This window comes from Kiloniella antarctica (assembly GCF_042682825.1).
Lineage (GTDB): Bacteria > Pseudomonadota > Alphaproteobacteria > Kiloniellales > Kiloniellaceae > Kiloniella > Kiloniella antarctica.
Map to the genome: position 1 here is coordinate 17,389 of NZ_JBHUII010000006.1, position 20,296 is coordinate 37,684.

A 20,296-nucleotide genomic window follows, 5' to 3' on the forward strand; every position below is an offset into this window, starting at 1 on the left:
ACATGAAACAACTGTACCCACCATACAAAATCGAAAATGCTCAAGAACTTACACGTTTGTGGGTTGAGAATATGGTTGCCGGATTTAATCTCTGCCCTTTTGCTGCGCCTGAGATTAACCGTGATAGTGTGCGCTATGCTATTGTTACTCAGTCTTCCATGGAAGAGGCTGTACGAGGATTTTTAGAAGAAATCTTACTCATTCAAGAAAATTTGGAAGAAAAAATTTCGACGACCCTTGTGATTTTTCCTATAGGTTGGGAGGACTTTGAGGATTTTATAGAGCTGTTGATGTTGGCCGAAGATTGCATGGAACAATCAGGCTTGGAAGGCTTATTCCAATTGGCGAGTTTTCATCCACACTATTGTTTTGATGGCGTAGAGGTCAAAGATATTTCCAATTGGACAAACCGTGCGCCATTCCCCGTCCTTCATATTATTCGTGAAGGCCAAATGAGCCGGGTTTTATCCAGTTACAAAAAAGCTGAAGAAATTCCTGAGCGCAATATTGAGTTGATGAAAAATCTCGGGCGAGAGGGGCTGATAGAACGCTTTCCGCCTTTTGCCGATTACATCAATATGTATCAATAAGTTCGTGTTATTATACCCTCAGGATGGTAACAAGATCGGTTCTGTTCGTTCCTGATCGTTATAAAGGCCAAAAGAACAAAATGGCAGGCACTGAGATCATCACAACTAATATTTCTAATGGTAGTCCCATCCGCCAATAATCACCAAAGCTGTATCCTCCCGGCCCCATAATGATGGTGTTATTCTTGTGCCCGATGGGTGTGAGGAAGGCGCAAGAAGCGGCCACAGCCACGCCCATAAGGAAAGGATCTGGTGAGACACCAATGGCATTGGCGACATCAAGCCCAATGGGGGCTGCAATAAGTGCTGTGGCCACGTTGTTAAGAAAATCCGAGAGTGTCATCGTTACGATTACCAGAACCGTGAGAATAGCCCAATGTGGCCAGCCTTGGGTTTGTGCGACGATAAACTCTGCAATCAGTTTTGTACCACCCGAATTTTCCAAGGCCATGCCCAAAGGAATAAGGGATGCGAGAAGGACAATGACTTTCCATTCGACACTTTCGTATACTTCTCTACCTGAAATAATGCCAAAAGCAGCAAACCCAATCACGCAACCGGCCAAGGCTATTGGAAGGTAGAGAAGACCTGCAACGGAAATAGCAATTGCGCCGAGAAACATGCCAATTGCTAAAGTGGCTTTTTTACGCTGAATGACAGGGTGTTCTTTTTCCGCGAGGGGTAAAACGCCAAGCCATGTTGTCGTGTCTGTTAAACGATCTTCCGGCCCAAGTAAAAGGAGCACATCACCTGTTTCGATTGTGAGTTTCCGGACTCTGTCCCGAAAACGCTTTCCTTGTCTGGACACGCCAAGAAGAGTAATGCCATGTCTTGAAAGAAGACGCAGGCTAAAGCTGGATCTACCGGCTATTCTTGCTCCGTCAGGTACAATTGCTTCAATGAGCTTGAGAGAACTACTGGTTATGCCGACATCGTGTTTTCCTTTACCAGCAAAGTCCAGTTGTGCCCCGCCAAGAAAGGCTTCGATAGATTTAGGGTTACCCTCAAGAACAAGGTGGTCATTTTTCTGAATAAGTTCATAGCGGGCAAAGCCGGGCAATCTACGGCCACGGCGAACTAAACCAAGTACCGTAATATCATGCTCTCGTGCTAACGAATAAAGTTCAGTAACTTTTAAGCCAATGGAGCTGGACCCTTCAGGGGCTTGTCCTTCTGCAACAAAAAGATCTGTATCTTCCGCATTTCGAATTGACCCTGGGCGATCTCTTTTTGGAATTAATCGCCAGCCAAAGAGGGCAACAAAAATGATGCCTGCCACGGCGACACAAAGGCCGACGGGGGTAAAGTCAAACATGCCAAAGCTCTCGCCTAATGCCCGTTCTCGGTATTGTGCGATAACAATATTTGGGGGGGTACCAATAAGTGTAATCATTCCGCCAAGTATCGTGGCAAAAGATAGCGGCATGAGGCTGAGTGCCACGGCTCGTTTTGCTTTTTGAGCGGCTTCTATATCCAAAGACATAAGTAGAGCAAGAGCTGCGACGTTGTTGATAATTGCAGAAAGAGCCGCGCCAACAACGGACATAATCCCGATGTGGAGGGGAAGAGGGCGATTTGAGGATAATACGACACCAGAGATCATCTCAACTGCGCCGGAATTCATCAAGCCCCGGGAAACGATCAGTACCAATCCTATTATGACAACTGCAGGGTGCCCAAACCCGCTAAAGGCATCGTTTGGTGTTACGTAGCCTGTCACGACAGCAATAATGAGCGCGCCAAATGCGACAAGATCATATCTTATCCTGCCCCAGATAAGGAGAACAAATACCAAACCGAATAGCGCAAACAAAAATGATTGATCTGTTGTCATGAAACCCCCAAGGTATTGATCGTTGTATTAAAACACCCAAGAATGGTTAAATCCATTCAAATTGTTAGGATTATTCCTCACAGTAGAAAAGTCATAGAAATAAAGAAGTTAATCGCAAGAAAGTAATAATGATATGTCTCATAAATGGGATACACGGTACTTAAAGCTGGCAAGAGAAGTTTCTACTTGGTCAAAAGACAGATCAACGCAAGTAGGAGCCGTGATCATACTGGAGGATAATACACCGGGGCCCTACGGTTTTAATGGTTTTCCGCGTGCGGTTGATGATGATGCTGACGAACGGCATGCACGTCCACTTAAATATGATTGGACGGAACATGCAGAAAGAAATGCAATTTTTCATGCTGCAAGAGTTGGTGTTCGCCTAAGCGGGTCGTCTATTTATGTGACCCACTTTCCTTGTTCTGATTGTTCCAGAGCCATTATACAAAGTGGGATCCGTGAAATTATTGTTGATGAAAAAAGTAAAGACGATCCAGATTTTGTAGAACGCTGGGGTGAGATTCAAACTCAGGAAATTATGCTAAAAGAAGCATCTGTTACCTGGCGTTTTGCCCGGGTCGAAGATTGATTTCAAACAGGGACCATACTAACTAAATGTGAAGCTTTATATCTTGTAAGTTCCTGTTTTAAAGGTGGCCATGCATCTGCCTATGACATTGATCTTCGCGTTTGGGCTGCCCAGTGTGCGTCGATCTCATCCCACTCGTTACCTTGGAATAGGTGGCCTCACTCCGGACAGATTATTTTTCAATTTTTGCTGGGATTTCAGACAAATTTCTGTCCTTCAAGATCTTTAGTTTTGTATAATTTTTTTACCTGATTTAATTAACTCTTGCAGAGGATTAAATCCCATGTGGTAAGAAAGTTCTGCTGGATTATTAATATCCCAAATCGCGAGATCGGCTATTTTACCAACTTCTAGGCTTCCGTAACGGTTCTCTATACCAAGGGCCTTCGCCGCGTGTAAAGTGACACCTCGCATGGTTTCTGTCGGTGTCATTTTGAAAAATGTACAAGCCATATTCATAGCAAGCAAAATTGAGCAACAGGGAGATGATCCAGGATTCATATCCGTGGCCACAGCCATAGAGACACTCTTTTCACGGAATAACTCAATAGGGGGTTTTTTGGTTTCGTTGAGGAAGTAAAAGGCGCATGGTAAGATAACGGCCACGGTTCCTGATTGTGCCATAGCGTTCGCAGATTTTTCTGAAACATATTCGAGATGATCGGCAGAGTTTGCGTCATAACGTGCTGCTAATTCTGCACCGCCCAAATCACTTAACTGTTCAGCATGGAGCTTTAAATCAAACCCTAATTCAGACGCTGCTTTGAAGAGTTTTTCTATCTGTGCCGGTGAGAAGGCAATACCTTCGCAGAACCCATCTACAGCATCTGCAAGGCCAAGTTTTTTTAACTCAGGCAGCTTTTCAATTATACTATCGATGTAGCCATCGCCATTATCCTGATATTCTTCGGGAATTGTGTGGGCCGCAAGATATGTGGTGATAACATTAATGGGGAGATGATCGGCAATCTGCTTGGCAACGCGAAGTTGTTTAGTTTCATTTTCCCAATCCAAACCGTATCCTGATTTAACCTCGATAACGGTGACACCTTCGGATTGTAGAGCATTGGCACGTTTAAGGGCAGCTTTAAGAAGTTCTTCTTCGCTGGCGGCTCTTGTTGCTTTAACTGTGGAACGGATACCTCCACCTGATCGGGCAATTTCTTCGTAGCTTGCGCCTTCTAATCTCATATTGAATTCGTTTACGCGCTCTCCACCGTGAACAATATGTGTGTGGCAATCGATTAATCCGGGGGTGATCCAGTTGCCATTAAGTTGGTTGACTTCCCTGGCCAGTTTGTTTGGTTCATCTGGAAGGTTTTCCAGTTCTCCAACCCAAGAAATTTTATCGCCTTTGATGGCTATTGCACCATTGGTAATTGCGCCCAGTCCATTACCCTGCATGGTGCAAAGGTTACAGTTGATCCACAGACTATCCCACATATCTAGCTCCGATTGGTATTTGAACTTCTTTATATTGTATATACAACTTGGATGTGTCGGGCAAAGCAAAATGATAAATGATTTTTTTGTAAGAAGAGGTGTAATACTCTTAAGTTTACAAAGAGCTAATGTTGCGTTCAAACATCATTTATGGAAAAGGGGATACTGTCTCGAACGGATAAGAATAGAGATATTTCCTAAGAAAATTTAATTAAGCGGTATGAAAAGACTGCTACGTCGCATTACGCTTTAGACGTGCTAATATGTTATGCGCCATTCTAAGTGACGTTTTAACGGTGTTGCTCTATATATCAGAAGCGAGTGGTCAGTGTTTATCGGGTTGAAAGCGTTTTTCGTCTTCGAACATACGATGTGCCCACAGAACGCTGAGTACTCCTCCTTTTACATAAGGGAGTATCGCCATGGTTAATGCTAGTGTCAGCGCAGGCCAGATGGCAACGTGAGTTAGGAGGGATGGAGACCAAGCCTGCTCGGACCACATAACACCAGGCACCACAATATGCCCCACGATTGTGATGGTGAAGTAAGGGGGAATGTCATCCGCACGAATGTGACTGAGCTCTTCTCCGCAGTTCGCACATTCGTCGTTTACTGTCACATATTTCCTAAAGATACGGCCTTTACCACAGTTTGGGCACTTTCTGCACAGCCCTTTTTTGAGGGCTTGAAATGCAGAACGATCTTTCGGAACGGATGTGGCGATTATCCCAAAATTATTATCATTTTCGCTCATTAGTTTCGCTACAAAATATTCGGCCCTTGCTTATTTCGTCGTATATCTGGGCACGATCTATTTAGTTTTACAAGAAAGGGCCTTGTGAAGGGCAGAGGGCGAAATGACGCACCCCATTAAATTTGCTCTCCAAAGATCAACGCCATCTAAAATTGCTCCTGTGAGAATAGCTCCACGCAAGTCGGCGTCGCTAAGGTCAGCGCCAGTAAGATCAGCATCTTTTAGGTTAGCACCATGAAGACTGGCTCTTACCAAGTTTGCATTAGTTAAGTTAGATCCACTTAAATCTGCACCTGAGAAATCAGCGCCAGCCATGTCAGCATTTTGAAGCTTTGATTTTGGCATGACCATATCGGTCAGATTCAAATTGTTAAGGTTTGCTCTGGCCCCTTGGTTTGAATCTTTGGTCCATGCATGATGATCAGCGAGAACACGAAGGAGATCGCGCGCTTTTGCAGACTTTTGGCGAGCTTGATTTTCATCGACTTCAGATTGGTCAACCAAGAGAGTATCCTCTGGCAGAATGGCCAACATGTACTGGACTCGAAGCTGACGCTTGGCATCTTCGATATTTTTAGCTTCGATCTGACCTGATTCAACGCGTGACATTGGATCGGATTGAATCTGATAAGTGTATGTTCTAAGGCTCATTTATCACTCCCTGCGAATCTTATTTCCTGAATGTTATCGGAAATAGGATGAAGTTACGACATATTCCTAAACAAATGATGGATAGAATAAGAACTATCGTTTCGAAATTGAATAAAATTGATTTTGTTCCCTCCAGTTAACTAAGCTCCTTCACGATAAACTGATTCTATTTTTTATTCCGATAGTTGAATTTTAAGAGGTTTATTATTATTGTGGTAACATGTAACTATCTGAAGTTTAAGTTGAATCTAATTTATCGAGAAGTATTTTTAAAATAAATCAATAAAAAATTTAAACGAATGCAACCTATCGGTAGGAGATTTTTAACACTCTGGAGTCAATAAAGGAGCCATCACGGGAAACAGACGGATTCTTCGTCTTTCTTCGTTCCTTGTTCAACAAAGTGGAGGTGTGTCTTGTCTTGGACAGAGCAAGATTGGACAAATTTGAGAATCGTCGTTGTTGACGATAGTAAACCGGTGCGCTCAATGATGAAGTTAATGCTTTTATCTTTAGGGGTCGGCGAGGTACTACTCTATGAAAATGTGGCTGAAGCAATGAACGGTATTGAAGACGAGAAGCCAGACTTGGTTATTTCTGACTACTATATGGTGCCAGAAACGGGACTGGATTTGTTGAAGAGAATCAGAGAATCTACGGAAGCTTTAACCCGTGAACTTCCATTCCTTATGATGAGCGGTTATGAAAAAAATGATGCCGCTCTTCCTGGGGGGATATCAGGTTATATGCCCAAACCAGTCACCACTGATTTGGTCAAACAACACATACTTTCTGCGTGCGTGAACAAGCAATAAGATTAACTTAAATGGGTCCTGCTTAAAGGGGATCTAATAGATGTGGTAGTGAGGTGCTTAGGGTGTATCAAGAGTTTTCATCGGTTTCGCTTCAACGGTTATTGAACCGACGGCATACACCAAGACAGAGCGTTTTTCCTGGTACAAAAGTTCAACTTACCGTTTTTAATACAAAATACGATTGCGAGATTCTTGACCTTTCGTTCTGTGGTGCGCGTTTAATGCTCGATACTAAATTACCGATTGGAAGTGAAATTATTCTTTCGCATGAAGATTGTGGTCAAGTGTTGGGGATCGTTAAGTGGAATAGCCAGCAAGAGATCGGTTTGGAACTCAACCCAGGGGTTGGTCGATTGCTATCGCGTTACGGAAACCGCGACGCAAATATTAAACCATCACACTGATATTGGGTTGCCGTCCAAATCGTTTGAATTATATCTGGGTCTGCCCCTTATATTTTACCAAGTGCGTAAACGCGACCTTTTGAGACGTAATTTATGAACTAGATCCCGGGTTTTGAATTTTTTCATTTTCCTTCAGGCGATTTTCTATTTTATGAAAAATATAAGTCACCACTAGAATCAGGGCTAAGTATTCTAAAATCAAAAAACTATATATCTCTAAGGGGCGGTATTCTGTAACGACCAACTCAGTGGCTCTCCGGGTTAAGTCGCTATATCCGACGACAGAGATAAGTGATGACATCTTCAACATGTAAACAAATTGATTGCCGAGAGGTGGGATAATGCGTCTGATGGCCTGTGGAAAGATGATCAGACGCATTTTTTGATAATATTTCAACCCCATGCTTTCAGCTGCTTCGTGTTGCCCTTTGTCAATTGACTGAATACCTGCGCGAAAGATTTCTGCTTGAAAAGGACTGTCACATATGGCCAGTGCTAGGACACCAGAGGTAAAGATACTGAGTTCGATATCTAAAACGATGGGGAGGCCATAATAAATCCAAAGAATCATAACAAGAACGGGAATGGATCTAATCGTTGTTACGTAGGTAACATTCATGCCCTTTAAATACTTGTTGCTCGAGATCCCTGGAATACTGACGAGCAAACCAAGTGAGATGGAGATCGAGAGGGCAACAAGAGATATACTTAAAGTACTTTGAAATCCACCAATCAAAAATTCAATATTACTTAAGCCGTTCGACTTTGTTGGATCAATAACATGCCAGCCCCATGTGTAATCGCCACCGCAACTTGCCAGAATTAATGGTAGAATTAGAGCAAATATTAATTTGTTGGGTAGTTTCTTGAAACTCATTTTAATTGACTGGACCTTGCCTTTGGGGTGCCCTAAGGAACTGACGTCTTTTAAAACGCACAGAATAGGAGTATATTTCTATGATGAAGAGCTCTGACACAAGATCAAGCCCTTAGGACATAGTATTTTATCAATATTTTCAAATACAGACACAATCCTGTGATCCAAAAGACGTTCTTAGACGTAGAAATAGCTCAAACTAATAAATGTTTGCTTATCTATGTCGATAAAGGTCTATCGTTAGAGACGGACATTATAAGGGACGCTAACTCATGACAGGAATCATTTCTGGAACAGTTGCTAGGGATGAGGTAACTGCGGTTGATTTACCACAATTTCACCCACCGGAAGAAAATTTGATTGATTATGTTTCTGGAAGAGGTGGAAATGGTTGGGAACTTGTCATTGAGGCGCATTTATCGCTCTGTGCAACTTGTCGGAATGAAGTACGGCGATTAAAGGCTTTGGGGGGAGCACTTATCGAAAAGTTGCCTGCCGAAGATCTACCCGAAGGCATGGAAGAACGAGTGTTGGATCTTTTGGATTCTGCAGAAATTACAACATTTCCTAGTTCAAAGTGTGATCACGTAACAGATCTCCCGCGATCAATAGGGCAATTACTACCGGATAATCTTGATGATATCCGTTGGCGTGCATCAGATGAAAGTGGTGTTGAGTCAATAGATCTGCCTGTACCGTTTGTTCAAATTCTTTTGTTACGGATTCCTGCAGAAGCATTGGTTCTTCTCGGGCACCCGTTCTTTGAATATCAAAAAAATGGACAGTTACTTATTTTGGCGGGAGGAATGGTAAGTGATGAGTTACGTTTGTCGACGGGGGATTTGAAGCCGCTTTCTGAATTGAATGAAAATTTTTACGCGGACGATACGACTGCATTGACCTTTTGCTTATTACTCCTTCAAGACGATAATTGATCAAAAAATTATCAGGGAATACACGACGCTAATTTCAGTAAGCAATATCTAATAACAGTGAGTCAGATACAGGCCCCATCAGATACTGGATCCAAGTGTGCGGCGTAATTTGTTGATGGCCAGACGCAAGCGTGATTTGACAGTACCTAAAGGCATACCTTCATGCTCGGCTATTTCCTTATGGGTCATATCTTCATAAAAAGCGAGTTGTAAAAGTCTGGCTTGCCCTTCTGGCAGGCTTTCTACGGCTTCTCTGAGTAAGGCTTCTACCTCGTGATGTTCAATGTCTTTGTCTTGGCTTGGCGCTTCATCAATTTGATTCAGTAACTGGTTTTGATCTATGGGAACAAGGCGTTGTCTACGGAATCGATCAATTCGTCTGTTCCGTGCAATTGCGAACACCCAGCTGGATACGTAACTCTTATCTGGATCGTAACTATCAGCTTGCCGCCACAAGGTTAGCATAACGTCTTGTACGAGACCTTCTGTGATATTGTTGTCGGTACCTATCTTTCGCATATAGGACATAAGGCGAGGGGCAAAGTGTCTGAAAAGTTTGACAAAAGCCTCTCTATCTCTGGAATGAGCGACCAAAGCGAGTAAGTCTGCCTGTTCTTTAGCACTCAGGCTATTTGTAACACCATTTTCCAACGCCCGTTAACTCCCTCAGCGTGGTCAATAATTAAGTCTATATCAGAATTCATTGGGATGTCTGCTTCAACTTATTGGTGTGTGTAAAATTTCTGTTACCGAATTTGTTGAAACAGTTACACCCAAAATGTACGTTTCAGGGAATGCTGTAATGAAACAATGAATTCTGTAATGATAAAGGGATGGTTCAATCCCAGTAACAATTTGCTCCTTATCTTTGATCCTAAACCTCTGAACCGTAGTTTTTTGTAGAGTGTTACTGTGGCGGAATTGAGGTGAATCTACGTTCAAAAAAGAGACTATCTTCTTCGTAAATGCACCTTGGTTCCGTAAAGCTGGTTCAGTATATTTACGAAGATTGTTTGGTTATGATAAAACACAATATAAATACAGATCGTTAACTTCGGTTGAATTGTACATTAATCTTTTGTTCATGATTAGCGCTTGGGGATAAGATGACGCTCTTTGAAACGGTAATACTTGCAATGGGGTTGGCGTGGGCCAGCGGTATAAACCTGTATGCAACTCTTGGTCTCCTTGGAATTTTGGGGATCGGCGGACAGCTTGACCTGCCTCCGGATCTCGAAATGATTCAGCACCCGGGTATTATCGTTATCGCGGTTGTCCTGTATGTTATTGAATTTGTCGCTGATAAAATCCCAGCGGTTGATTCCTTATGGGACGGTGTACATACATTCATAAGAATACCTGCTGGTGCGATGATTGCGTCTGGAATGTTGGGCGATGTGAGTATTGAAGCTCAGGTGATGGCATTTATGGGTGGAGGCGGGTTGGCAGCATTAAGCCATACTGTAAAAGCTGGAAGCCGAGCGGTGATCAATACTTCACCGGAACCTTTTACTAATATTATCGCTTCAATTACTGAAGATATTTTTGTTATAGGCGGTCTTTTTATCGCGATCTTTAACCCGACTGCTTTTGCTGTGTTTCTTGCAATTTTTCTAATAATCGCAATTTGGATTATTCCGAAAATTCTGAGAGGAATAAGAAAAGTGTTTCATTTTCTGACAGGAAAGAAAGTGGAAAATACATTGACTCATGCCACCACTGAATCAAGTAAGGACTCTTTTCAACTTGGTGATCAGGTGTTGGTTAAAGATTTGAGAAAAATTGAAAAAAGTTAACTTGTTCTCAAAATGTTAATTTAGGGCAGGCTGAGGTACGCCTTCAGTTAAGCCATCTGGATACTTACCAATAAAGCTTAAATGCGAAACCAGTCCGGTTTCTTCACTCCAATAGAATAGACGGGCACATGTGGGCTCAAATCTTGGATTGATATCATCGACAGGTTTCATTTGCAGTGCGTATGAAAATGTTGCGCTGGCCGTTACAAAAAGAACTGTGTTTGCCCAATTGGCCACACTGTCTCTATGAGTATGTCCACATGCAATTCCTAAAACCTGCGGATGCGATTTTATTAGATCGGCTAGTTTCTTTCCGTTCTTACAATTCATGCTGTCTTGATAGGGAAGACCTAATTTGGTTGGGGGATGGTGCATAAATATCAATGTCGGCTGGTCAGGTTGTTCACTAAGACTTTGTTCCAACCATAACAATCGATTATCACACATCATACCATGATGATGTCCATTTTCTAGTGTGTCGAGCATAACAAGTCGAAGTGGTAGTTTCTCATAAGTGTATTGCAGGAATTCACCTGTCTCAGGCAGGTACCCATGATTACCAAAAAGATTTCGAAGATTTTCTCTACTGTCGTGGTTACCGGGCATAACGAGGTATGGAATTTGTAATGAGTCGAGTATTTTTTTTGCGCGTTGATAATCTTCAAGATTGCCGTGATTCGATATGTCGCCAGAGACGACAATAACATCGGGAATAGGGTCGAGTTCTTTTAGGTGCTTTATTGTATCTTTAAGCCGTTCAAAGAGATCAATAACACCATTATCGGTTTCAATTGTACGACCAATATGAAAATCAGTAATTTGGGCTATCAGCATTCTTGGACTCTATAAACGGGGGCAATGATTAAACTATTATGTCGATAAACGTTGAGATGGAAAAGGTTATTTGGGACTTAATTAGTTACTGGAATCTATTTAATATTGGCGACTAAATGTGGGTGGAAAATTTAGTGTGACAGTTGTGCCGTATCCAGGAGAACTATCAAGATCAAGATGCCCGTTATGGAGCTCTACGAAGGATTTGGCAATCGACAACCCCAAACCAGTTCCCTCGTGGTTTCGAGTTTTACTCTCTGCAACCTGAGCAAAGGGTTCTAGTACACGGTCTAGATTTTCAGTAGCAATCCCGATACCAGTATCACTGACTTTGATCATCAGACCTTTATCTGGGGTTTGATGGGCATTGATGGAAACTATGCCATGGGCATCTGTAAATTTGATAGCATTGGTAAGGAGGTTGAGAACAGCTTGCTTCACCTTTAATCGATCAAGTTCAAAGTGCGAAAGAGTACTCTCACATTCAAGGGTAACCTCAACCTGCGCTCTTTCGCTACGCTCCTTTAATAGCGCTACGCATTCAGAGAGCATCCCTTCAATATCAACTTCCTCAGGCTCAAGGGTCACTGTGCCAAGCTCAATTTTCGATTGGTCCAGGATTTCAGAGATCAATTCTAAAAGGTGGTTGCTTGATCTATTGATTGCTTCTGAATAGTCCTTGTACTTTTCTGTTGTGTGCTTGCCGAACATTTCTCCCATCAAAATTTGAGAGAAGCCGATAATTGAATTCAGAGGTGTTCTGAGCTCATGGCTCATATTAGCGAGAAATTCAGATTTAGCTCTGCTTGCTAGTTCAGCTGTTTCTTTTGCGCCTTGCAGTAGGGCTTGGGATTTTTTTATGGAAGTGATATCGGTTTGTACGGAAACAAAACCAATACTAGGAACACGTCGGTCTGTGGTTCTAATCCAGCGTCCATCCTTTAGGTTTACTGTGAATGAGCCTTTGAGTTCTCGCCGATACGCGGCTTTGCGTTCTAAGTAGTCCTGACCAGATTCATCGCCAATGGCAACATTACCATTTTTAATGTCAATTTCACCAAGTTCCTGAAAGTGAGCCCCTGGGCGCGCTTGTTGTTTGGTGTAGTTATACATGTCTCGAAAGTTTTGATTACAGATTATCAGATTGCCATTGTTGTCGTACATGGCAAATGCTTCTGCAATGGCATCTATAGCGTCGAGAAGGATATATTGTGCTAGGTGCTGTTCGGTAATGTCTTGCAGGGTATTTAGTACCCTTGGTGGTTCATCCCAGTTGGGATCAATTAGACGCGTTTTACGTAACAATACCTGACATTGAACGCCATCAGCCCGTTTGAGGGACAATTCTATCGTTTTTGGCTCTCCACAGGATAGGACCTCATCGTCCAATTGTTTGATGGTTTCTTGTGGTAACGAAGAGCTGGTTAATTTCGAGAGTTTGAAACCTTCACGAAGGGTGTTTTTACCTATGAAGTTGTGAAACTCTTTATTCCCGGCGATAAAGCGATGCTTGTTATCTGAAATGAAAACGGGTAGCGGGAATGCATCGAGCAGAGTCTGTCTATCGAAAACAAAATCACTATACTTTTTCAACACCAACTCCTACCGCACTCAATTTTGTGGGATCTTAATTGTTAAAACTTTACCCTGATTGAAGCGGTTGTTTCGTTGTTAAGTTAACTCTCAGTGAAGAGAGATACCGCTATATATTGGTTATTGTTGTAAGGGAAAAAAGTTTCAAAAGTACAAAGAACTGAAAGCAATATAGGACAAATACTGTGTATCTATACGACTAATTTAATAAACCTCTTTTTATCCCATCAAGGATATATTGAATAGCGAGAGCCGCGAGGACTATTCCGAGGACCCGCGAAATGATATGAGTTATGGTGTCCCCAATAAATTTCTCCAATTTATCGGCTGCAAAAAATAATATAAGGCATAAAAGTAATACACCGGCCAGAACACTTAAGATAGCAGCTTGGGATACAATATCATTTTTATTTGCACTCATAAGCAACATTACGGTCGCAATGGCGCCTGGGCCTGAAATCAAAGGGATCGCAAGAGGGAAAACAGAAACGTCTTCATGGGACTGAGATCCTTTGAGTTCTTCCGCGTTGTTTTCTCGGCGTTTTGATCTTTTATCAAAGACCATTTCCAAGGCGATGAGAAAGAGCATTACACCACCCGCGATTCTAAAGGCAGGTAATCCAACGCCTAATAAGTCGAGGAAGCGATCTCCGAGTAGGGCAAAGAAAACAAGAATGGTTCCGCCAATCAAAACACCTTTAACGGCCATTTTTCGTTTGTGAGCAGCATCTGTGCCTTGGGTCAGGCCAATAAATATTGGTAATAATCCTAGAGGATCAATGATCACAAAGAGGGAAACGAAAGCCGTCAGGGCCAAGTCTAAAACTGCGGGGGTGATCATTATTTATATCTCAGTTGCTAAGGTTTTCTTTTACTTATGGCATCTATATCTGAAAAAAATATGAAAATACAGAAAAGAGAGCACATGTCTTTGTAATGTTTAATGTGTTTTGAGTAATAAGTTTAATTTGGTCGAATTGCTGATGTTGTTTTTGTTATGTTCCCCATTGGCATTTATTGTGTATCGTAATTTATGACTGATTTATGGTTAGGGGAATGTTGTGACAGTTCTTGGTGATTTTCATGCGCATGTTTATTTTGATGAGAAGACTGTGAGCCTTGCGCGGGTTTTGTCCGAAGAAGCAAGAGACCATTTTGGTATCGCTATGGGGCGCGTACATGAAAAAAATGTTGGACCTCATCCACGTTGGAGTTGTCAGCTTTCTGTTCCGCCGGAAAAATTTGGAGAGGTTGTGAGTTGGTTATCTTTAAACCGGAACGGACTTACTCTTTTTATTCATGCAAATACCGGTGATGATCTTAAAGATCATACCGACCACGCAATTTGGATGGGGGAAGTACTTGACCTTAATCTCTCTGCATTTTCATAAAGACCCTGTTCATACTTTTTACGCTATGCTTTGTTAGTAGGGTAACATATAGTTTTTATTGAACTATTAGAGGGGATGTCATGAAAAAGTGTAATAAGTGCTTTTCCGAACGCGTGGTTCGTTACGAGTTATCACGGGATGATTTGGCGAATAGCGGAACGTGGCATTTGGACAACGATGTTTCCAAATATGTACCCGAAGATCTGTCGGACGTAGAAGATGGGCAGGTCTCAGTGGACCTAACTTTGCACGTTTGTTTAGGGTGCAGTCATGTGCGCGGAACTGCAGCTAATCGAGAATAATACGCGAGAAATTAATCTCGCGCATAGTTTTCAAAAGATGAGTTAGTGATCTGACTTTTTCAGAAATTTATCACCTAGCCCTGTGTCGTAAACAACCCCTTCAGCAGTCAGCGTGATTGGTGTGCCAACTTCTTTGACCAATCCCTTGCGCACGAGTGCCGCCCAAACAGCAGCGTTACTGAACCCACTGGTTTCCTTGGCTGAAACAACGTATTCCCCAACATGAACATGATTGCCATGTGCATGTGGCAATTGAGATAGAGTTACATCACCATTTGAATGGTGCACGGCTTGGCGTTCGTCGCGGGCGATGACCTGCGCTAAAACAAGAGTACGTAGTTGAAGTTTATTTAATTTCAGCGGGTTTTTCTTTGCTGCCATGGCTCTTTTCCTTTGAACGAAAGGAAACCTCTCGTTTTTTATGGGTGTTAAATCTTAGCGCTTTTAGCCTGCAAGAGTACCAATTAAAAGGCAAAGCTGTAAGGGTATGTTTTTAAACTGAACCAGCAATTGTTTTGGCGATAAAGATGGTATCCGGCAAAACAGAGGCATCTTCCATAATGTGGAGATGCGGGATCACTCGATTTGCCTCAAAACTTAAAGTAATCTCTATAGGTGCTTTATAATTTCCGACGGTATTAATCTTATTCTACGGTTTAGTTTTCTTGATTCACTTCGTCATTCTTTTAAGGACGGGTGCCTGACGCATAAACGTATTTAAAAGAATTTAAGATGCTTGTTGCAATTTTCTTATTGATTGGCTTTGAGAAACTCACCGTCGATGATGAGTAACTTTACACCGCTTTGAGTCACAGATCGGTGAGAGCTTAAATCATCCGATACAACGTAGGTCATGCCTTTTGACAAGGTAAATGTGGTGCCATCACTCATTTCACTGGTGAATTCGCCTTCAAGACATTGAACAATGTGACCTTTTTCACACCAATGGTCTGCTATGTAATCTACTGAATATTCGATCATCCTAACCCGTAGGCCATTATACTGTACTGTTTGCCAATAGGCTTTACCACTATCGCCAGGATGTTCTGTTTTTGGAATCTCTGACCAATCGATGGTTTGAAAAGGTATGTTTTGAGTAGCCATTTACAGGGTCCTTAATAGCTTCTTAGATGATTTCTCTTTATTGATAGAGCTGTGCTCTAGCCCTATTATATAAGGGATAGTTAGAGCACAGCCAGAAGAATAGTCGTCTTAAGATTTGTTCTCTCAGGTATCAAAAGTACTGTGAAATAATTTTGATTTATTACGCGCTTTATAAATACGAAAGTTACTTAAGAATAGATATTTTTACGTATTTTATAAATATAATTTGATTTTACTACATTCAAAGTGTATCCCTTTAGCACTAGCCAAAGGGATACACTTTGAACTGATTTTTATCTAATAGAAAAATTCATTCTTAGAAAATAAAGCAAATTAATTGCCAGTTTAAGTAAGCCTCAATTTACAACAATCAAAGGTATATTATGACATATGTTACAATGGGAGAGCGGATTCAGACTGCCCGTAAAAGTAGAGGGTTAACTCCGTCACAACTTGCACGTCGGGTGAGTGTGAAAGTAGCAACACTTAACAATTGGGAATCTGATCGTTCCGAACCTCGTGCTAACAAGCTGGTTGGTTTAGCAGGGGTGCTCGGTGTAAATATGATCTGGTTACTCGAAGGGTCTGACGATGGCAGTAACATGCCGCCAAATGTCGATGTGCTTGAAACTGCTGACCTACAAAGCAAAATTGTTCGACTACAATCCATGCATGAACGTATGGTGCAACTGCTCTTTGAAATCTCTAGCGAAGTTAATAGAGTTCAACGTGGTATCAAAGATGATCAAGAGGCAGATCAAGAAGCATCTAATTGATTTTTAAAAGATAATCTTTTTCAATGGTGTTCAATGATGTGCGAAATACTTTTGACCTAAGTGTACCATGACCTATTTTGCAATAAAATACATCTGTAACCTACAACCCCAATCGCTCATAACGAACGATTGGGGTTGTAGGTTTAGGTTATAAAGCTTGTTAAGAAGCCATCGTTACACTGTAGAGGTGAGGTTTTTTGAGAGCACCTTTTTCTGTGTGGGTTGGTGAACCGACCCTTCGTAAAAAATCCGCGTCGGACATGTCTGTTTTTTTCAGTATGGCAGCCCAAACATCCCCAGCTGTTACGTCGATGGCTTGTTCATTGTTCGAGTTTACTGTCACCGTCATCTCTAGAGTATAGGTATGTCTATAGGTGGGTTTGAGTGGTTGTGACATGTTATTTCTCCTCGGCTGGGATGAGCTTGTTTTTACCAGCTTAAGGAGTTCTGCTTTTTCTTAAGAGTGAAAAAAGCGTGAATTTTCATATCTCTCGAAGCTTCAGTGTGTGATTTTCTCGTTTTAAGTGCATCGATTCCAAGCCAGACCTGCGACGGCTAAATCTTCAGCAGCTATTCCGGTTAAGTCGGTGATTGTAATGTCTTGATCTGACAAACGTCCTGGCTTTGCGCCAGCAAGAACGGCTCCTAGCGGTGTATCCGAATTTTCGGGCACCAGCCCAGCTCGAACTGCGTACCCATAATCCCCGTGGTGTACACACTGTTCATGGTCATCAACCATAATCACAGCTGCACGTTGGAACAGGGCTGCGTCAAGTTCCTGCTTACCGGGGCTGTCGGCACCTATAGCCACAATATGCGTGCCTGATTGAACATCGTTAGCTTGAATAAGCGCGCTGTTTGCTGGCGTGGTTGTAATTACCAAATTACACTTTTGTAAGAGTGTGGGAATGTTGGGTGAAATTGTGACATCAATACCATGCTCTTTCATACGTTTTGCATAGGCTTTGACGCGCGAAGGGGATCGGGCAAAAACATCTACTGTATTAATATTCAGTAACTCACAACTCCATAGTGCTTGAAGTTCTGCCTGTTCGCCTGCACCAATAATTCCAAGCTTTCTAATTTGTGCCGGTGCACCGGCCTGTGCAGCAAGAGCACCCGCTGCAGCAGTGCGAACATTCGTCAACCAGCCTCTATCATCCAAAATGCAAACGGGCGCACCCGTTTGGGCGCTGAATACCATCATGATACCGTTGTTAACTGGTAAGCCTTGTTTCGGGTTGTCATAAAAGCCACTGGCAACTTTGACCACATAGGTATCTCCGCCCTGTAGATACCCGTACTTGATATGACAATCACCCTTTGGGTTATCAAAAAGAAGTTGCCCAGGAGGGGGAGAGATGACTTTACCATCTGAGTGTGCAATGAGGGCGCCTTTGACGGCGTGCAGGATATCTGTCCTGGTCATGCTATTTTGGATAGCGTCGAGGGAAATTATCGGAATAGTTGTCATCGGTTTGCTCTCAAATGGCTACGAAAAGCAGAAAGCCCTGATTCGATATCTTGTCGTCCGAAGCCAATTCGAAAACGGTTCCAAGAAATTGGAAGAAGTTCAGATTGATAAATTTTGGGGGGGAGAAGTAGGACACCGGATTTGGAAATAAGGTCTTCACAGAAATCATCTGTACTTCCGGGACCGATATAAGCGGGGAAGCCAACACAGCCGCCATCGGGTTGTTGCCAATCAAACAGATCCGGAAATTCAGCAAAAAAAGCTGTTAGCTTAGCTGCGTTATCATTTACAAGGGTGCGGTTCTTTTTCAGGATCGTGTCACGGGCTCGGAGAGCTATGACAGCTAACCGTTCGCTGGGAGCAGAATTGCAAATAGACAGGTAGTGTTTATAACGTTCCATCTTTTGCAGTAGATCTCTGTCCCGGCACATGATCCATCCAATACGTAAGCCAGGTAATCCATAAGCCTTCGACATGACGTTGAGAGAGATCCCTTTTTCATAGACATCGGCGGCTTGCGGCAAGCGCAGGATCGGGTCACGCTCTATTAAACGATAAACCTCATCGCTAAATAGATAAATGTCATGAGCACGACAAAGGTCGATCAAAGCGTCAAAGCAACTTCGTTCTAAAATGGCCCCTGTGGGGTTGTTTGGAAAGTTGATGGAAATAAGTTTGGTATTGGGACGAATGGCTGTTCGGATCTGATCAAGATCGAGGGACCAATTATTATCTGGGTCCAACGGGACGCCAGTGACATCACAAATTTCCAAGGGCAGAGTTTCTGCCGCCTGATAATTTGGGACGACCACAATAGCGTGATCATCTTTATTCAAAAGAACCCTCATGGCGACATAAACGCCTTCTTCTGCCCCGGCAAAGCAAAGGATGTCTTCTGGTTGGGCCGTGTCGTAGGTCTTAGAGATTTCTTGTCGAAGGATTGGAGCGCCATAGGTTTCTGTATAACTCAAGTGCATATCTTGAAAATGCTTGCGATCTTCATCACTGCCTAGCGCGAGAAGATCACTGACAGACATACTTTGGATATCGGATGCTGTCATATGGTAGCGGGCATCAAATTCCCATCTGGAGAAAAAAGTCTCAAGAGTAAAATCACGCATTGGTTCCTCCTGATGCCTGTTGATTTATTACCGACATAAAAGTCTCAAGAGTAATGTTGCGGCCACATATGACCACCGCAATCTTGCGGTCTTTGTAATCACTTGCGGTTTTTAAAGCTGCTGCGACGGCAACACCTGCGGCGCCCTCAATAATAAAGCGTTCATGGGCGGCAATCTCCTGCATGGCACGGGCAATTTCTGCTTCGCTTACCAAGACATGGCGGTCAATTACCTGCTGGCAAAGCGGGAAGGTGACAGTGCCTTGTTCTACCCCTCCGGCAGAGCCATCTGATAAGGTATCTGTTTCGGGCGCGTCATAAATTACGCCTTTTTCCAAACACAGATGCATTGCTGCGGCATTTTCTGGCCAGCAACCGATGATGTCGATGTCGGGAAGGTGGGCTTTCAGGTAACTGCCAACACCGGAGATCAGGCCGCCGCCGCCAACACATATGTAAACGGCAGCCAAATCCGGACACTGTGCTAAAAGCTCAAGACCAATAGTTCCCTGTCCTGCAATAACATCCAGATCGGCATAAGGAGAAACATAGCTCAGGCCTTGTTGTTCTGCGGCTTTACGGGCGGCATTTTCGCCATCGACACTGGTGCCGGGGACCAAGACTGTTTTTGCGCCAAGTCGTTCGATGTTTTTGAGTTTAAGGGGGGAGACGTTTTGTGGCAGGTAAATTGTGGCGTTAACTCCGCCAACCCGTGCCGCCTGCGAAGTCGCCATACCGTGGTTACCGGAAGAGGCGGTAATGATGCCTTTTTCCCGATCTTTGTCAGAGAGCGTGAGAACTTTGTTCATGGCTCCGCGCATTTTAAAAGAACCAGTGCGCTGCAGATGCTCGCCTTTAAGTAAAAAAGTGGCGCCTGTTCGCTCGCTAAAAGCGCTTGCTTCATCAAGGGGTGTTTCGCGAACGCCCTCGTTACCATTTTCACCTACGGATTTTATCCGGCGATTAGCCGCGGTGATTTCCTTAACCAGATTTTTTCGCACGTTATCCATA

At 43.0% G+C, this 20,296-nt stretch carries 24 protein-coding genes; 9 read left to right on the top strand and 15 right to left on the bottom strand.

Going from position 1 to position 20,296, the window contains the following annotated elements; translation table 11 throughout:
- Positions 1-2: 2 nt before the first annotated feature.
- The gene (locus ACFSKO_RS13125) at positions 3-590 is read left to right on the top strand and encodes a DUF1415 domain-containing protein (protein WP_380252327.1); all 588 of its coding nucleotides are present in this window, start codon (positions 3-5) and stop codon (positions 588-590) included.
- Between the two features lie 58 nt (positions 591-648).
- Here ACFSKO_RS13125 and ACFSKO_RS13130 read toward each other — a convergent pair whose 3' ends face one another.
- Positions 649-2,424, bottom strand: a complete 1,776-nt coding sequence (locus tag ACFSKO_RS13130) for an SLC13 family permease (protein ID WP_380252329.1) — start codon at positions 2,422-2,424, stop codon at positions 649-651.
- 133 nt (positions 2,425-2,557) lie between these two features.
- Here ACFSKO_RS13130 and ACFSKO_RS13135 point away from each other — a divergent pair, with 133 nt between their 5' ends.
- Entirely contained in the window at positions 2,558-3,016 is a 459-nt protein-coding gene (locus ACFSKO_RS13135; RefSeq protein ID WP_380252331.1) for a deoxycytidylate deaminase, read from the top strand.
- Positions 3,017-3,241: 225 nt separating this feature from the next.
- Here ACFSKO_RS13135 and hutI read toward each other — a convergent pair whose 3' ends face one another.
- From hutI to ACFSKO_RS13150, 3 genes are all read right to left on the bottom strand, one after another.
- The gene (gene hutI, locus ACFSKO_RS13140; protein ID WP_380252333.1) at positions 3,242-4,459 is read right to left on the bottom strand and encodes an imidazolonepropionase; all 1,218 of its coding nucleotides are present in this window, start codon (positions 4,457-4,459) and stop codon (positions 3,242-3,244) included.
- A gap of 325 nt (positions 4,460-4,784) precedes the next feature.
- Complete coding sequence (locus ACFSKO_RS13145) at positions 4,785-5,213, bottom strand: DUF983 domain-containing protein (RefSeq protein ID WP_380252335.1); 429 nt, start codon at positions 5,211-5,213, stop codon at positions 4,785-4,787.
- Positions 5,214-5,270: 57 nt separating this feature from the next.
- Positions 5,271-5,864, bottom strand: a complete 594-nt coding sequence (locus ACFSKO_RS13150) for a pentapeptide repeat-containing protein (protein WP_380252337.1) — start codon at positions 5,862-5,864, stop codon at positions 5,271-5,273.
- Positions 5,865-6,280: 416 nt separating this feature from the next.
- Between ACFSKO_RS13150 and ACFSKO_RS13155 the strand changes: the two genes are divergently transcribed.
- On the top strand, positions 6,281-6,679 hold the full coding sequence (locus ACFSKO_RS13155) for a response regulator (protein ID WP_380252339.1): 399 nt from the start codon (positions 6,281-6,283) through the stop codon (positions 6,677-6,679).
- Between the two features lie 62 nt (positions 6,680-6,741).
- Positions 6,742-7,083 (top strand): PilZ domain-containing protein, encoded by a 342-nt coding sequence (locus tag ACFSKO_RS13160; RefSeq protein ID WP_380252341.1) that lies wholly within the window; start codon positions 6,742-6,744, stop codon positions 7,081-7,083.
- 91 nt (positions 7,084-7,174) lie between these two features.
- On the opposite strand, the gene ACFSKO_RS13165 is transcribed toward ACFSKO_RS13160, so the two are convergent.
- Positions 7,175-7,960 carry an amino acid ABC transporter permease gene (locus ACFSKO_RS13165; RefSeq protein WP_380252343.1) on the bottom strand — a complete coding sequence of 262 codons (786 nt, stop codon included), beginning with the start codon at positions 7,958-7,960 and terminating at the stop codon, positions 7,175-7,177.
- A 272-nt stretch (positions 7,961-8,232) separates the two neighbouring features.
- Between ACFSKO_RS13165 and ACFSKO_RS13170 the strand changes: the two genes are divergently transcribed.
- The gene (locus tag ACFSKO_RS13170) at positions 8,233-8,895 is read left to right on the top strand and encodes a cupin domain-containing protein (RefSeq protein ID WP_380252345.1); all 663 of its coding nucleotides are present in this window, start codon (positions 8,233-8,235) and stop codon (positions 8,893-8,895) included.
- Between the two features lie 78 nt (positions 8,896-8,973).
- On the opposite strand, the gene ACFSKO_RS13175 is transcribed toward ACFSKO_RS13170, so the two are convergent.
- Positions 8,974-9,546 (bottom strand): sigma-70 family RNA polymerase sigma factor, encoded by a 573-nt coding sequence (locus tag ACFSKO_RS13175; protein WP_380252347.1) that lies wholly within the window; start codon positions 9,544-9,546, stop codon positions 8,974-8,976.
- Positions 9,547-10,001: 455 nt separating this feature from the next.
- Here ACFSKO_RS13175 and ACFSKO_RS13180 point away from each other — a divergent pair, with 455 nt between their 5' ends.
- The gene (locus ACFSKO_RS13180; RefSeq protein WP_380252349.1) at positions 10,002-10,691 is read left to right on the top strand and encodes a DUF4126 domain-containing protein; all 690 of its coding nucleotides are present in this window, start codon (positions 10,002-10,004) and stop codon (positions 10,689-10,691) included.
- Positions 10,692-10,706: 15 nt separating this feature from the next.
- Here the strand turns inward: ACFSKO_RS13180 and ACFSKO_RS13185 are convergent, their stop codons facing one another.
- From ACFSKO_RS13185 to ACFSKO_RS13195, 3 genes are all read right to left on the bottom strand, one after another.
- A complete protein-coding gene (locus ACFSKO_RS13185; RefSeq protein ID WP_380252351.1) occupies positions 10,707-11,525 on the bottom strand; it encodes a phosphodiesterase in 819 nt (272 codons plus the stop codon).
- A 99-nt stretch (positions 11,526-11,624) separates the two neighbouring features.
- Positions 11,625-13,118, bottom strand: a complete 1,494-nt coding sequence (locus ACFSKO_RS13190) for a PAS domain-containing sensor histidine kinase (RefSeq protein ID WP_380252353.1) — start codon at positions 13,116-13,118, stop codon at positions 11,625-11,627.
- A 199-nt stretch (positions 13,119-13,317) separates the two neighbouring features.
- A complete protein-coding gene (locus tag ACFSKO_RS13195) occupies positions 13,318-13,959 on the bottom strand; it encodes a MarC family protein (protein ID WP_380252355.1) in 642 nt (213 codons plus the stop codon).
- A 220-nt stretch (positions 13,960-14,179) separates the two neighbouring features.
- Here ACFSKO_RS13195 and ACFSKO_RS13200 point away from each other — a divergent pair, with 220 nt between their 5' ends.
- Complete coding sequence (locus ACFSKO_RS13200; RefSeq protein ID WP_380252357.1) at positions 14,180-14,509, top strand: DOPA 4,5-dioxygenase family protein; 330 nt, start codon at positions 14,180-14,182, stop codon at positions 14,507-14,509.
- Positions 14,510-14,589: 80 nt separating this feature from the next.
- Positions 14,590-14,811 carry a hypothetical protein gene (locus tag ACFSKO_RS13205; RefSeq protein ID WP_380252359.1) on the top strand — a complete coding sequence of 74 codons (222 nt, stop codon included), beginning with the start codon at positions 14,590-14,592 and terminating at the stop codon, positions 14,809-14,811.
- A gap of 42 nt (positions 14,812-14,853) precedes the next feature.
- Here ACFSKO_RS13205 and ACFSKO_RS13210 read toward each other — a convergent pair whose 3' ends face one another.
- Both ACFSKO_RS13210 and ACFSKO_RS13215 read right to left on the bottom strand, forming a co-directional pair.
- Positions 14,854-15,192, bottom strand: coding sequence for a hypothetical protein (locus tag ACFSKO_RS13210; RefSeq protein WP_380252361.1), 339 nt, complete (start codon positions 15,190-15,192; stop codon positions 14,854-14,856).
- A gap of 369 nt (positions 15,193-15,561) precedes the next feature.
- The gene (locus tag ACFSKO_RS13215) at positions 15,562-15,915 is read right to left on the bottom strand and encodes a DHCW motif cupin fold protein (RefSeq protein WP_380252363.1); all 354 of its coding nucleotides are present in this window, start codon (positions 15,913-15,915) and stop codon (positions 15,562-15,564) included.
- A 383-nt stretch (positions 15,916-16,298) separates the two neighbouring features.
- On the opposite strand from ACFSKO_RS13215, the gene ACFSKO_RS13220 reads away from it, so the two are divergent.
- The gene (locus tag ACFSKO_RS13220; protein WP_380252365.1) at positions 16,299-16,691 is read left to right on the top strand and encodes a helix-turn-helix domain-containing protein; all 393 of its coding nucleotides are present in this window, start codon (positions 16,299-16,301) and stop codon (positions 16,689-16,691) included.
- Between the two features lie 160 nt (positions 16,692-16,851).
- Here ACFSKO_RS13220 and ACFSKO_RS13225 read toward each other — a convergent pair whose 3' ends face one another.
- From ACFSKO_RS13225 to ACFSKO_RS13240, 4 genes are all read right to left on the bottom strand, one after another.
- Positions 16,852-17,088, bottom strand: a complete 237-nt coding sequence (locus ACFSKO_RS13225) for a hypothetical protein (RefSeq protein ID WP_380252367.1) — start codon at positions 17,086-17,088, stop codon at positions 16,852-16,854.
- 123 nt (positions 17,089-17,211) lie between these two features.
- On the bottom strand, positions 17,212-18,165 hold the full coding sequence (locus ACFSKO_RS13230) for a Rossmann-fold NAD(P)-binding domain-containing protein (protein ID WP_380252369.1): 954 nt from the start codon (positions 18,163-18,165) through the stop codon (positions 17,212-17,214).
- Entirely contained in the window at positions 18,162-19,286 is a 1,125-nt protein-coding gene (locus ACFSKO_RS13235; RefSeq protein ID WP_380252371.1) for an aminotransferase class I/II-fold pyridoxal phosphate-dependent enzyme, read from the bottom strand. Before ACFSKO_RS13235 ends, ACFSKO_RS13230 begins: the two co-directional genes overlap by 4 nt.
- The gene (locus tag ACFSKO_RS13240) at positions 19,279-20,295 is read right to left on the bottom strand and encodes a threonine/serine dehydratase (RefSeq protein WP_380252373.1); all 1,017 of its coding nucleotides are present in this window, start codon (positions 20,293-20,295) and stop codon (positions 19,279-19,281) included. Before ACFSKO_RS13240 ends, ACFSKO_RS13235 begins: the two co-directional genes overlap by 8 nt.
- Position 20,296: the final 1 nt, after the last annotated feature.